At 74.2% G+C, this 12,624-nt stretch carries 15 protein-coding genes; 11 read left to right on the top strand and 4 right to left on the bottom strand.

The features are described from left to right. The first annotated feature begins 45 nt into the window (after window positions 1-45). Window positions 46-693, top strand: a complete 648-nt coding sequence (locus J2S41_RS16525) for a hypothetical protein (protein WP_310368696.1) — start codon at window positions 46-48, stop codon at window positions 691-693. A 25-nt stretch (window positions 694-718) separates the two neighbouring features. Beyond that, entirely contained in the window at window positions 719-1,708 is a 990-nt protein-coding gene (locus J2S41_RS16520) for a hypothetical protein (protein ID WP_310368695.1), read from the top strand. 36 nt (window positions 1,709-1,744) lie between these two features. Here J2S41_RS16520 and J2S41_RS16515 read toward each other — a convergent pair whose 3' ends face one another. Next, the gene (locus J2S41_RS16515) at window positions 1,745-2,140 is read right to left on the bottom strand and encodes an ATP-binding protein (protein WP_310368693.1); all 396 of its coding nucleotides are present in this window, start codon (window positions 2,138-2,140) and stop codon (window positions 1,745-1,747) included. Window positions 2,141-2,301: 161 nt separating this feature from the next. Here J2S41_RS16515 and J2S41_RS16510 point away from each other — a divergent pair, with 161 nt between their 5' ends. The 3 genes from J2S41_RS16510 to J2S41_RS16500 are packed head-to-tail and all read left to right on the top strand — an operon-like array spanning window position 2,302 to window position 4,588. Continuing rightward, entirely contained in the window at window positions 2,302-3,426 is a 1,125-nt protein-coding gene (locus J2S41_RS16510) for a glycosyltransferase (RefSeq protein ID WP_310368692.1), read from the top strand. Window positions 3,427-3,459: 33 nt separating this feature from the next. Beyond that, window positions 3,460-4,071, top strand: coding sequence for a TetR/AcrR family transcriptional regulator (locus J2S41_RS16505; RefSeq protein WP_310368691.1), 612 nt, complete (start codon window positions 3,460-3,462; stop codon window positions 4,069-4,071). A gap of 31 nt (window positions 4,072-4,102) precedes the next feature. Further along, window positions 4,103-4,588, top strand: a complete 486-nt coding sequence (locus tag J2S41_RS16500; protein WP_310368690.1) for a MarR family winged helix-turn-helix transcriptional regulator — start codon at window positions 4,103-4,105, stop codon at window positions 4,586-4,588. A 1-nt stretch (window position 4,589) separates the two neighbouring features. Here the strand turns inward: J2S41_RS16500 and J2S41_RS16495 are convergent, their stop codons facing one another. Continuing rightward, window positions 4,590-5,879, bottom strand: a complete 1,290-nt coding sequence (locus J2S41_RS16495; protein WP_310368689.1) for an NAD(P)-binding domain-containing protein — start codon at window positions 5,877-5,879, stop codon at window positions 4,590-4,592. 153 nt (window positions 5,880-6,032) lie between these two features. Here J2S41_RS16495 and arsB point away from each other — a divergent pair, with 153 nt between their 5' ends. The 6 genes from arsB (at window position 6,033) to J2S41_RS16465 (ending at window position 11,271) form a co-directional block, all read left to right on the top strand. Then, window positions 6,033-7,118, top strand: a complete 1,086-nt coding sequence (gene arsB / locus J2S41_RS16490) for an ACR3 family arsenite efflux transporter (RefSeq protein ID WP_310368688.1) — start codon at window positions 6,033-6,035, stop codon at window positions 7,116-7,118. Next, window positions 7,115-7,528 (top strand): arsenate reductase ArsC, encoded by a 414-nt coding sequence (locus J2S41_RS16485; RefSeq protein WP_310368687.1) that lies wholly within the window; start codon window positions 7,115-7,117, stop codon window positions 7,526-7,528. The genes arsB and J2S41_RS16485 overlap by 4 nt, the downstream gene beginning before the upstream one ends. Before the next feature lie 59 nt (window positions 7,529-7,587). Beyond that, entirely contained in the window at window positions 7,588-8,649 is a 1,062-nt protein-coding gene (locus J2S41_RS16480) for a FecCD family ABC transporter permease (protein ID WP_310368685.1), read from the top strand. A gap of 11 nt (window positions 8,650-8,660) precedes the next feature. Then, window positions 8,661-9,626: an ABC transporter substrate-binding protein gene (locus tag J2S41_RS16475; protein ID WP_310368684.1), complete on the top strand. Its 966-nt coding sequence runs from the start codon at window positions 8,661-8,663 to the stop codon at window positions 9,624-9,626. Next, entirely contained in the window at window positions 9,623-10,405 is a 783-nt protein-coding gene (locus J2S41_RS16470; RefSeq protein ID WP_310368683.1) for an ABC transporter ATP-binding protein, read from the top strand. The genes J2S41_RS16475 and J2S41_RS16470 overlap by 4 nt, the downstream gene beginning before the upstream one ends. A 137-nt stretch (window positions 10,406-10,542) precedes the next feature. Next, window positions 10,543-11,271 (top strand): STAS domain-containing protein, encoded by a 729-nt coding sequence (locus J2S41_RS16465; protein ID WP_310368682.1) that lies wholly within the window; start codon window positions 10,543-10,545, stop codon window positions 11,269-11,271. A 13-nt stretch (window positions 11,272-11,284) separates the two neighbouring features. Here the strand turns inward: J2S41_RS16465 and J2S41_RS16460 are convergent, their stop codons facing one another. Both J2S41_RS16460 and J2S41_RS16455 read right to left on the bottom strand, forming a co-directional pair. After that, window positions 11,285-11,608, bottom strand: a complete 324-nt coding sequence (locus tag J2S41_RS16460) for an STAS domain-containing protein (protein ID WP_310368681.1) — start codon at window positions 11,606-11,608, stop codon at window positions 11,285-11,287. A 97-nt stretch (window positions 11,609-11,705) separates the two neighbouring features. Further along, the gene (locus J2S41_RS16455; RefSeq protein ID WP_310368680.1) at window positions 11,706-12,599 is read right to left on the bottom strand and encodes an SDR family oxidoreductase; all 894 of its coding nucleotides are present in this window, start codon (window positions 12,597-12,599) and stop codon (window positions 11,706-11,708) included. Between the last annotated feature and the right edge of the window lie 25 nt (window positions 12,600-12,624).

The raw sequence follows: 12,624 nt of genomic DNA, 5'->3' as shown, positions 1-12,624 counted from the left end.
GTTTCGTAGGGTGAGGTGACCGGTCCTTTCTGGAGGGGGTGGCCGATGCGTCTGCGTCCGGGTGAGGTGGAGGTCGGTGGGTGGCGGGTGGTGGCGGCGCGGGAGGTCGTCGGGTGGTTGTGGGATGCGGCGGGGACGGTGGTGGGGCGGCCGAGGGTGATCGGGATCGACGGGCGTGGTGGGGCGGGGAAGTCGACGCTGGCGGAGCGGTTCCGGCGGCTGGTGCCGGGGTCCGCGGTCGTGCACACCGACGATGTGGCGTGGCATCACGCCTGCTTCGACTGGGGCGGGCTGCTGGTGGAGAACGTGTTGCGGCCGCTGCACCGGGGGGAGGCGGTCGACTACCGGCCCGAGGCCTGGATCGCGCGCGGGCGGCCGGGGTCGATCAGCGTGCCCGCGGGTGCGGAGGTGGTCTGGGTGGAGGGGACCGGCGTGATCCGGGAGGAGTTGGCGCCGTGGCTGGACGCGTCCGTCTACCTCCAGGGGGATCTCGGCGCGCAGGAACGGCTGCTGGCGGCGCGTGACGGGGACTCGGCCGGGCAGCGCGAGCAGGTGGCGAGCTGGCTGCGGGAGGAGTTGCCGTTCATGGCGCGCGAGCGGCCGTGGGACCGCGCCACCGCGATCGTCGCCGGGCCGCCGCACCTGGAGCACGACGCGGACACTGAACTGATCGTCGGCGGGGTGGCCCGATAGTCAGATTATCTTTATATTGGGTCGCGTGATGTGGAATCGGTTGCTGCTCCTGGCGTACCCGAAGGGTCCGCGCCGGGACGAGGTGCTGGACACGCTGGCCATGGCGGCGGAGGCCGGGGGAGCGCGCCCGCGCGCGGTCAACCTGGTGCGGCACGGGCTGCGGGCCCGGCTGGGTCACCCGCGCAGCCGTACCGTCGTGGTGCTGAGTCTGCTCCTCGCGTTCGCCGGCGGGTTCGTGGCCGCGTCCGCGACCAACCGGCTGGCCTGGCAGGCCGGGCCGGGGCTGCCGGACGAGGCGGCGGCGGGCCGGATCGCGGAGCTGATCGCGCCGGGCGTGGAGCTGGAGGCGCAGGGTGACCAGCCGTTCGGCTACCCGCCCGGCGAGCAGCTCACCGCCCGGCGACTGTACGACCGGATGCCCGGCACGCCGGAGACGCGGCAGGTGACGGCGTACATGGCGGGCCTGCGGGCGAGGCTGGCCGCGGCCGGCTGGGAGATCGTCGATCAGGGCACGATGAACGCCCACGACGCCACGCTGGGCCGGGAGGTCGGCGACCGGCAGTTCCTGAGCGCGCGCCGGGACGGGCTGATCCTGAGCGTGGGGGACAACTACCACCCCGAGCAGGGCGACGACTTCCTGATCGTCTCCGTGAACGCGGCGGAGCCGGCGTGGATCTCCGCGGTCACGCTGGCCGCCGGCCTGCTCGGCGCGGCGGTCACCTGGCTGGTCGTGGGCTGGGCGAGCCGCCGGTCCGACGGCCGGGCCTCCGCGTCCGTGCTGGCCGGCGCCGCGGCCTGGATCGGGCTGCCGCTGCTCTGGCCGCCGGTGCACGGCGCGCGAGGCTACCTGCCGGAGCTGGCCCGCGGTGGCTACGACCCCGCCTACCCGTTCTGGACCGATCTGACCATGGCGAACTACGGTCCGTTCGCGGTGCTGGCCGGGCTGCTGTTCGCCACCGCGCTCGGCATCTCGGCGCTCGGCCGCCGCCCGGCGGTGCCGTCGCCGGTCCGGTGACCCACCGGCGCCCGGGCTCCGGGCGCCGGTGGAACCTCATTCCGCCGCCGGCTCGGCGCTGATCGGGAAGCTGGCCCAGACGTGCTTGGACTCGTCGGCCGTGTACCAGCCGACGTCCAGGGACAGCCGCTGCGCGATCTGCAGCCCGCGCCCGCCGGAGGCGAAGGTGGACGCGTCGGACGGCTCCGGCGGCGTGTCCGGGTCGTGATCGAGCACGTCCAGGACGAATTCGGCGTCGGTACGCAGCAGTCGCACCTCCGTGGGCGGCTGGCCGTGCCGGATCGCGTTCGTCGCGAGTTCGCTGGCGACCAGGACCATTCGTTCCGGTACGTCCGCCAGCGCGTCCCCGTCCCGCCACGGTGCATCGGCGATGATCTCGCCCAGCCCGGCTCGTAGTTTGCGCAGCTCTTCAGGGGTGTGCAAGGTCCACACCCGTACCTCTGTCGCGTCCGAGGGTGGAAGCGACGTGCTCAGATTCCCCACCGCCGTCTTCTACCCGAAACGGCGCGGATCAACGCGCCGGATCGGGCGACTTTCGTGCGGGCATCTCATCAGAATGGCATTCTGGTCATCAGAATTGTATTCTGATGGGTATGCGAGTTCTGTTCAGCTGCGTGCCCGCGATCGGGCACACGTATCCGCTCCTGCCCCTGGCCCGCGCGTTCGCCCGGCGCGGCGACCGGGTCGCGTTCATGACCGCGGCCGGCATGACCCCGGTCCTGGCCGCCGAGGGCTTCGACCACCTGCCGGCCGGGCCGATGCCGGACGCGCTGTTCGCCGAGGCCGCGGCGCGCACCGGCCAGGACGCGGCGGCCGACCCCACGCCGGAGAGCGTCTCCGCGTTCTTCGGCGAGATCCGCCTGGACACCACGGCGGACGAGGCGGTCGCGGTGGCCCGGGAGTGGGCGCCGGACCTGGTCGTCAACGAGCTGACCGACACGGTCGGCCCGCTGGTCGCGGCCGTGCTCGGCGCACCGCTGGCCACGCTCTCGTTCGGCCCCGGCGTGCCGGCCGAGTTCCGCACCGCGATCGCGGCGAGCACGGCGCCGCACTTCACCGCGCGCGGCCTGGACGCCCCGGCCACGCTGCCGGCCGGCCGCTGGCTGCTCGACCTGTGCCCGGACGCGCTCGGCCCGGTCGGCATCCCGGACGGCGTGACCCGGCTGCCGCTGCGCCCCGAGGCGCACCGCGGCCCGGACGGCGACGTCACGCCCGCGCTCGCGCCGCCCGCGCCCGGCCGCCCACGCGTGCTGGTCACGTTCGGCTCGCACTTCGGCGACCCGGAGATCGTCCTCGACCTGCTGACCGCGATGCGGGACGGCGTCGACGCGGAGTTCGTCGGCACCGCGCTGCCCGGCGCCGGCCCGGCCGAGCCGCGGCTGGTGCCGTTCCAGCCGATGGCCGGGCTGCTGGCCGGCGTCACCGCGGTGGTCACGCACGGCGGCGCCGGCACGGTGCTCGGCGCGCTCTCGCTCGGGCTGCCGGTCGTGGTCGTGCCGCAGGGCGCGGACCAGTTCATCCAGGCCGCGGCCGTCACCGCGGCCGGGTGCGGCGTCGCCACCGCGCCGGGCCGGCCCGATCCGGAGCGGCTGCGCGCGGCCGTGCGTACCGTCCTCGAGGATCCGGCCTACGCGGCCGCGGCCGCGGACGTGCGCAAGCAGATCGACGCCATGCCGTCGCCGGAGGAGGTCGCGGCGGCGCTCTCCGGCGCGATCTAGGCTGGGGCACCACGGCGAGCAGAGGCGGAGCACATGGCCGCGAACCCGAACACCCGGCGCGCGCAGGCGGCGGAGCAGACCCGCGAGCTGATCCTGCGGGCCGCGCGCGAGCGCTTCACCGCCGACGGGTACGCGAAGGCCACCGTCAACGACATCGCCAAGGCCGCCGGCGTGGTCGTCGCGACCGTCTACACCAGCGTCGGCGGCAAGCCCGTGCTGCTGGAACACCTGGTCCGGCAGGGCGTCGAGGACGCGGAGGTGGCCGAGACGCTGCGCCGGGTCGAGGCCGCCGCCACCGGGCACGAGGTGATCGAGCTGCTGGCGCGGGGGACCGCGGCCAGCTACCGGGAGCACGCGGCCGTGATCGGGCTGCTGCTCGACACGGCCGCCTCCGAGCCGTTCGCCCGCACGCTGCTCACCGACGCCAACGACGACTACCGCACCGCGATCGCGGCGGTGGCCCGGCGCCTGGCCACGCTGGACGTGCTCGCGGACGGCGTCTCCGTGGAGCGGGCCACCGACGTGCTGTGGTACCTGTTCGGCATCTACTCCTGGCCGCGGCTGCTCCGCGACGCCACCTGGACCGAGGCCGAGGCGGAGGCGTGGCTGCGCGAGGCCGCGGTCCGTACGCTGCTGCGTCCCTGATGCTTCAAATTCCAACCTGTATCGTGTAGGCGTGGACGAAGGGCTCGCACCCGACCAGCTCCAGACGTACTTCGCGCTGATGGAGGCCGCCGGCCTGCTCCAGCACCACGTGGAGCAGCAGCTCCGCGCCGAGGGCGGGCTCAGCTACGTCCAGTTCCAGCTGCTCGCGCGGCTCGCCGACGCCAAGGGGCGGCTGAGCATGACGGAGCTGGCCGACGGCGTCGTCTACAGCCGCAGCGGCCTGACCTATCAGGCCGGCCTGCTGGAGAAGGCCGGCCTGATCACCCGCGGGCCCTGCCCGGACGACGAGCGCGCCACCCTGGTCACCATCACCGACGACGGCCTCGCGCTGCTGCAGCGCGTGCTGCCCGGGCACGTGCGGGTCACCCGCGAGCTGCTGTTCGCCCCGCTCGGCCCGGACGACCTGCGCCACCTCGGCGACATCATGGCCCGGGTCCGCGACCACATGCGCACCCAGCCGCCCCGCTCCGCGGCGCCGCGCAAGCGCCGGGCGTGAGTCAGCGGGCGCCGCCGATCCGGATCAGGGTGGGCAGCGCGGTGCCGCAGCAGTCGTCCGCGGGCTCCGGGCCGGAGCCGCACACGCCGGTCTCGGGCAGGTCGAGCCGTACGTCCCGGGCCGCGTCCCAGTCCCCGGCCAGCCCGGCGACGACGGAGCGGGCCTGCTCGTACCCGGTGGCGAGCAGGAACGTCGGCGCGCGGCCGTAGCTCTTGACGCCGACCGCGTAGTAGCCGGCCTCCGGGTGCGCGAGCGCGTCGATGCCGTGCGGCGGGACCGTGCCGCAGGAGTGCTCGTTCGGGTCGATCAGCGGCGCCAGCGTACGCGTGGAGCCCAGGATCGGGTCCAGGTCCAGCCGCAGCTCGGCGACGATCGTGTGGTCGGGCCGGAAGCCGGTCGCGGACACGATCCGGTCCGCGGTGACGGTACGCCGCCCGTCGGAGACCTCGACCCGGTCGCCGGCCACCGCGAGCGCCCGCACGGCGAAGCCGGTCAGCAGCGTGATCCGGCCGGACTCCACGTGCCGCCGCAGCCGGCTGCCGAGCGCGCCGCGGGCGGGCAGCGCGTCGGCGGCCCCACCGCCGTAGGTGCGCGCCGGGTCGCCGGCCCGGATCGCCCAGGTCACCGTGGTGCCGGGCGCCCGGTCCGCGAGCGTGGCCAGGTCCAGCAGCGTGGTCGCGGCGGAGTGGCCGGCGCCGACCACGAGCGTGTGCCGGCCCGCGTGGTGGCCACGGTCGGCGCCCAGCACGTCGGGCAGGGCCCGGCCGATGAACGCCGCCGCCTCCGCCTCGCCGTGCGCGGGGATGCCCGCGGCGCCGAGGGGGTTCGGCGTGGCCCAGGTGCCGGAGGCGTCGATGACCGCGCCGGCCAGCACGTCGGTGCCGTCGGCGAGCCGGATCAGGAACGGCGCGTTCTCCCGCCCGGCGGTGCGCAGGCGGTCCATGCCCTGCCGGGTCACCGCGACGACCCGCGCGCCGTAGCGGAGGTGCAGCGCGAGCGCGGGCAGGGCGGCGAGCGGCCGCAGGTAGTCGGCGGCCAGTTGCCCGCCGGTGGGCAGCGCGTCGGGGTCGGGCGCGGTCCAGCCGGCCGCGCCCAGCAGCCGGCCGGCGGCGAGGTCGACGTCGTGGCGCCACGGCGAGAACAGGCGCACGTGGGCCCACTGCCGCACGGCCGCGCCGGGGCCGTCGCCGGCCTCCAGGACGAGGAACGGCAGGCCGCGCTCGTGCAGGTGGGCGGCGGCGGCCAGGCCGACCGGCCCCGCGCCGATCACTACGATCGGGTGCTCGTACATAGTCTCATCTCCCTATCTCGATGATCGTCGAATCAGAGACTGCCCGCTGGTTAGAGAGATGTCAACCTAGACAGCCGTCTAAGTAAGCTGATAGAAATCACCGTGATGAACGTTGAGCCATCGCTTCCGGCCCGGGCGCGGCACCATGTCGACATGACCGGTGCGGAAACCGCCGTCGTGGCGCGCCTGTCCCGGCTGGACCGGTGGCTGCCCGTCTGGATCGGCGTCGCCATGGCCGCGGGCCTGCTGCTCGGCCGCGCCGTGCCGGGCCTGGCCGGCGCGCTGGACGCGGTGCGGGTCGGCGGGCTGTCGCTGCCGATCGCGGCCGGGCTGCTGATCATGATGTATCCGGTGCTGGCCAAGGTGCGGTACGACCGGCTGGACACGGTCACCGCCGACCGCCGGCTGCTCGTCTCGTCCCTGGTGCTGAACTGGGTGGCCGGGCCGGCGCTGATGGTCGCGCTGGCCTGGCTGTTCCTGCCCGACCAGCCGGAGTACCGGACCGGGCTGATCATCGTGGGCCTGGCCCGCTGCATCGCCATGGTGATCATCTGGAACGACCTGGCCTGCGGCGACCGGGAGGCGGCCGCGGTGCTCGTCGCGCTCAACTCGGTCTTCCAGCTGCTCGCGTTCGGGCTGCTGGGCTGGTTCTACCTGTCCGTGCTGCCGGGCTGGCTCGGGTTCGCCGGCGCCGCGCTGGAGGTCTCCGGATGGGCGATCGCCGGCAACGTGCTGATCTTCCTGGGCATCCCGCTGGCCGCCGGATACCTGACCCGCGTGCTCGGCGAGCGCGCGAAGGGCCGCGACTGGTACGAGAGCCGGCTGCTGCCCGCGATCGGCCCGGCCGCGCTCTACGGCCTGCTCTTCACGATCGTGGTCCTCTTCGCGCTCCAGGGCGACGCGATCCTCGGCCGGCCGTGGGACGTGGCCCGCATCGCGCTGCCGCTGCTGGCCTACTTCGCGATCATGTGGGCCGGGTCGTACCTGCTCGGCCGGGCCATCGGGCTCACCTACGCGCGCACCACCACGCTGGCGTTCACCGCCGCGGGCAACAACTTCGAGCTGGCCATCGCGGTCGCGATCGGCACGTTCGGCCTCACCTCCGGGCAGGCGCTGGCCGGCGTGGTCGGGCCGCTGATCGAGGTGCCGGTGCTGGTCGCGCTGGTCTACGTGTCGCTCTGGGCGCGCCGGCGATTCTTCCCCACCGATCCGACGACAGTGACCAGGGGGTCTCGATGACCGACAAGATCAGCGTGTTGTTCGTCTGCGTCCACAATGCCGGGCGCTCGCAGATGGCGGCCGGGTGGCTGCGTCACCTGGGCGGTGACGCGGTCGAGGTGCGCTCCGCGGGGTCGGAGCCGGCCGAGGCGGTCAACCCGGCCGCGGTGGAGGCGATGCGCGAGGTGGGCATCGACATCAGCGGCGGGACGCCGACGCTGCTGGAGTACGAGACCGCGCGCACCTCCGACGTCATCATCACCATGGGCTGCGGCGACGCCTGCCCGGTGTTCCCCGGCAAGCGCTACGAGGACTGGAAGCTGGACGACCCGGCGGGCCGGGACGTGGCCGCGGTCCGCCCGATCCGGGACGAGATCCGCCGCCGGGTGGAGACGCTGCTCACCGATCTCCGGGGCTTCCCGGCGCCTTGATCTTGCTGCTACGTTGTTGCCAGTCTTTTGCAACAACGTAGGCGACGGGAGAGCGGCCGGTGTCCTCCGACCCGCTGGGCGTGGGCGCGCGCCGGCGCAGCACCGCCGGGTGGCTGGCCGGCCTGAGCGCGGCGCTGGTCCTCACCGGTCTGGTGGCGGTCGGGACCGGCGCCGTCGCGATCGACCCGGTCACGGTGGCCCGGATCATCGCGCACCGGCTCACCGGCCTCCCGTCCGGGACGGAGTGGGCGCCGCCGCACGAGGCGATCGTCTGGCAGGTGCGCCTGCCCCGCGTCCTGCTCGGCATGACGGTCGGCGCCGGCCTGGCGATCTGCGGCGTCGCGCTCCAGGCCATGGTCCGCAACGTGCTCGCCGACCCGTACCTGCTGGGCATCAACTCCGGCGCGTCCAGCGGCGCCGCCGCGGCGCTGCTGTTCGGCGCGGGCGCGGGGTTCGGCCAGTACGCGCTCTCCGGCAGCGCGTTCGCCGGCGCGCTCGCCGCCTCGCTGCTGGTCTTCGTGATCGCGCGCAGCGGCGGGCGGATCACCTCGATCCGGCTGCTGCTGGCCGGCGTCGCGGTCGGCTACGCGCTCTACGCCGCGACCAGCTTCCTGATCTTCGCGTCCGGCTCGGCCGAGGGCTCCCGGTCGGTGATGTTCTGGCTGCTCGGCTCGCTCGGCCTGGCCCGCTGGGACCCGCTGCTCGCGGTCACCGCGATCGTGGTGATCGGCACGGCGCTCTACCTGACCGTGCTCGGACGCCGGCTGGACGTGCTCGCGGTCGGCGACGAGACCGCGCACACGCTGGGCGTCTCGCCGGACCGATTCCGGATGCGGCTGCTGGTGATCGTGTCGCTCGCGGTCGGCGTGCTGGTGTCCGCGTCCGGCAGCATCGGCTTCGCCGGACTGGTCGTGCCGCATCTGGCCCGCCGCCTGGTGGGCGCCGCGCACGTGCGCGTGGTGCCGGTCGCCGCGCTGCTCGGCGCGATCCTGCTGGTCTGGGCGGACGTGGTGGCCCGCGTGCTGCTCGCGCCGCAGGAGATCCCGATCGGCATCGTCACGTCGCTGCTCGGCGCCCCGTTCCTGTTGATCCTGATCCGCCGCCTGCACGCCACCGGCTGAGGAGACCCACGATGAAGGCACCCCTGGCAGCGATCCTGACCGCGACGCTGATGCTGGCCACGGCCTGCGGAGCCGGCGGCGCACCGGCCGGGCCGCGGGCCGTCACGGTCAGCAACTGCGGCGTCGACGTCACGTTCGGCGCGACGCCGCGACGCGTCGTGCTGCTCAAGAGCGCGGCCGTGCCGTACCTCCACGAGCTGGGGGTGATGGACCGCGTCACCGCGCGCGCCGGCGTGTACCCGGCGGAGTACTACGACCCGGCCACGCTCGCCGAGCTGGACCGGATCCCGCTGCTCACGGACGAGATGGACACCAGCGGCCACCTGCGGATCTCCAAGGAGACGGTGATCGCCCAGCAGCCGGACCTGGTGCTCGGCGAGGTCGAGAACCTCTCCCGCGACGCGCTCGCCGCGGTCGGCATCCCGCTGCTGGAGGAGCCGGCCATGTGCCCGGGCAGCACGGCGGTGCCGACGTTCGACGACGTCTACCGGCAGCTGGAGACCTACGGCCGGGTGTTCGGCCGCCCGGCCGAGGCGCGGGCCGCGACCGAGGCGCTCAGGGAGCGGATGAACGAGATCCAGACCGCCGTGGGTACGCCGTCCGGGCGCACCGCGGCCGTGCTCTACCCGACGGCCGGCGGCGGCGTCACGTACGCGTACGGCAGCACCAGCATGGCGCACCCGCAGGTCACCGCGGCCGGCTTCAGCAACGTGTTCGGCGACTCCACCGAGCGGGTCTTCGAGATCACGCTGGAGGAGTTGCTCGGCCGGAACCCCGACGTGATCATCCTGCTGCACAGCGACGGGGACCCGGACGCGGTGCGCCGGGCGCTCACCGACCTGCCCGGCTCGGCGGAGCTCACCGCGGTCCGGAACGGCGACGTGATGACGCAGCTGTTCAACTTCACCGAGCCGCCGTCGCCGCTCTCCGTCGACGGCCTGGAGCGGATCGTCGCCCGGTTCGGGGCCGGCGCGTGATCGAGGCGGCCGGCGTCTCCTGGCGCTACGGCGCGAACCCCGTGATCGACGGCGTCAGCGTCACCGCGCGCCCCGGCCGCGTGCTCGGGCTGATCGGCCCGAACGGCAGCGGCAAGACCACGCTGCTGCGCCTGCTCTACGGCGCGCTGCGCGCACCGGCCGGCACGGTCACGGTGGACGGCGACCCGCTGGCCGGGCTCGGGGCGCGCGAGGCCGCGCGCCGGCTGGCCGTGGTGGTGCAGGAGACCGGCGGCGAGACCGCGCTGACCGTCGGCGAGCTGGTGCTGCTCGGCCGCGGCCCGCACCTCGGCACCTTCCAGCGCACCGGCCGGGCCGACCGCGAGATCGCCGTGGCCTGCCTGGACCGGGTCGGCGCGGCGCACCTGGGCGCGCGGCCGTTCGCCGGGCTGTCCGGCGGGGAGCGGCAGCGGGTGCTGATCGCCCGCGCGCTGGCCCAGCAGGCCACCCACCTGCTGCTCGACGAGCCCACGAACCACCTGGACATCCGCTACCAGCACGAGATCCTGCGGCTGGTCCGGTCACTGCGCACCTGCGCGGTCGTGGTGCTGCACGACCTCAACCTGGCCGCCCGCTACTGCGACGACCTCGTGCTGCTCGGCGACGGGGGAGTGGTCGCGGCCGGCACCGTGGACGAGGTGCTCGACCCGGCGGTCCTCGAGCCGGTCTACGGCATCGGCATCCGGCGGCTCGACCTCGACGGCGCGCTCCACCTGCTGTTCCACCCGCACGAGGCCGCCCTCCCGATCGGGTCGAAGTGACCGTCGCGCCACTCACCGTGACCGAAGCGGTTCGCGGGGGGCCGGATCCCGGCCATCGGATGGCGTACCCGGTCACCGGAAGGGTCTGATCCGCCCCCGGCCCGGCGGAGGACCGGCGGGCGGACGACAATGGAGTGGTGCCGCCGTTCGGATGTGAGGTCGACCAGGTCGGGACCCGGATGCTGGTGCGCCTCTCCGGTGACCTGACGCTGTCCAGCGCGCCGCAGGTGCGGGCCGCGCTGTCGAAGTGCCTGGTCGGGGTGCCGGACGCGCTGATCGTCGACCTGGCCGGGCTGCGCGTGCGCGAGCCGGTGGCGCTGTCCGTGTTCCGTACCGTGGCCTGGCAGGCGGCGGTGTGGCCGGGCACGCCGCTGCTGCTGTGCGCGCCCCGGCCGGAGACCGCGGACCTGCTGGCCGGCGACGCGTACGGCCGGCTGGCGGTCTATCCCTCCGCGGCGGCGGCGCTGGCCGCGCGGGCGGCGCGCCGGATGCCGACCGCCGGCGACACGATGCTGCCCACGGCCGGGGCCAGCCGGCGCGCCCGGGAGCTGACCGAGCAGGCCTGCGTGCGATGGAACCTGCCGACGCTGTCCGTGCCGGCCGCGATGATCGCGGGCGAGCTGGTCACCAACGCGATCGTGCACGCGCGCACCATGGCCGACCTGCGGGTCTCGCTCGGCCGCCGGCACCTGCTGATCCTGGTCGGCGACGGCTCCACGGGCGTGCCGCGGCTGGACCCGGGCCCGCCGGAGCTGCCCTCCACCGGCCGCGGCCTGCGGCTGGTGGAGGCGATCGCCCGGCGCTGGGGCGTGCTGCCGGCGCCGGGCGGCAAGGTGGTCTGGGCGGGCCTGCCGATCGACCGGTGAGCCGGCCGCCCGGTCACCGTCGCTGGTGGACCACGGTGACCGGCTCGGCGATGTCGGCGAGCCCGCTGACGCGCAGCGCGTGACCGGCGGTCTCGTCGTGCACGTTGACGATCCGGTACGGACGATCGCACCGTTCCGCCGCCGCGCGTCCCTCCAGCAGGGCCCGGATCCCGGCCGCGGTCAGCGCCGACACGCGGTCGAGGTCGACCACGATCGGCCCGGTGCCGGGCTGGTCCGCCGCGTTGGCGATGATGTCGGTGAGCGCCGGGGCGACGTCGTTGTCGACGTCGCCGCTGATCGACAGGCGGATGGTGCCCTCGCCGTCCTCGGACTTCACCACTGAGAAGGATCCGGTCACACTCTGCTCCGATCGGGAAGCTGTGTGCCCGAGCCTACGCCAGGGATACGACAGCATTGTGACGCGACGCTGACTGTCAGCTCACCGGCTTACCGCCGGTGACGCCGAGTACCTCTCCCGTGGTGTAGCTGGACTCCTGGCTGGCGAAGTACACATAGGCGGGTGCCAGCTCGGCGGGCTGACCGGCGCGCTTGAGCGGCGTGTCCCCGCCGAAACTCTCCACCTTCTTCTCCGGCATGGTCGCCGGGATCAGCGGCGTCCAGATCGGGCCCGGCGCGACCGCGTTCACCCGGATGCCCTTCTCCGCCAGGTCCTCGGCGAGGGCCTTGGTGAACGCCACGATGCCGCCCTTGGTGGTGGCGTAGTCGAGCAGCGGCGCGGAGGACTGGTACGCCTGGATCGACGCGGTGTTGATGATGACCGCGCCGGCCGGCATGTGCGGGACCGCGGCGCGGCACAGCCAGAACATCGCGTACAGGTTGGTCTTCATCACCTTGTCGAACTGCTCGGTGGTGATGTCGGTGATCCCGCCGGGCTGGGCCATCTGGAACGCGGCGTTGTTGACCAGGATGTCGATGCCGCCGAGCTCGCTCACCGCGCGGTTGATGATCTCGCCGCAGTGCGCCTCGTCGCGGATGTCACCGGGCACCTTGACCGCCTTGCGGCCGGCCTTCTCGATCAGCGCGGCCGTGTCGTCGGCGTCCTTCTCCTCCTCGGGCAGGTAGGAGATGAGCACGTCGGCGCCCTCGCGGGCGTAGGCGATCGCCACCGCGCGGCCGATGCCGGAGTCGCCGCCGGTGATCACCGCGCGGCGCCCGGACAGCCGCCCGGAGCCCTGATAGGTGTCCTCGCCGTGGTCCGGCTTGTCCGGCATCTCGCCGGTGGTGCCGGGCTCGCCCTGGTCGCCGCCGGTGAGCTGGTCGGGCGTCGGGTACTGGCTGCGCGGGTCACGGATCGTGTACTGGTTCATGACCCGTGCATTCCCCGGATGAGCG

This window comes from Catenuloplanes atrovinosus, from assembly GCF_031458235.1.
Lineage (GTDB): Bacteria > Actinomycetota > Actinomycetes > Mycobacteriales > Micromonosporaceae > Catenuloplanes > Catenuloplanes atrovinosus.
The sequence above is the reverse complement of the archived record's forward strand: the minus strand, read 5'-3'. Positions and strand labels throughout refer to the sequence as shown.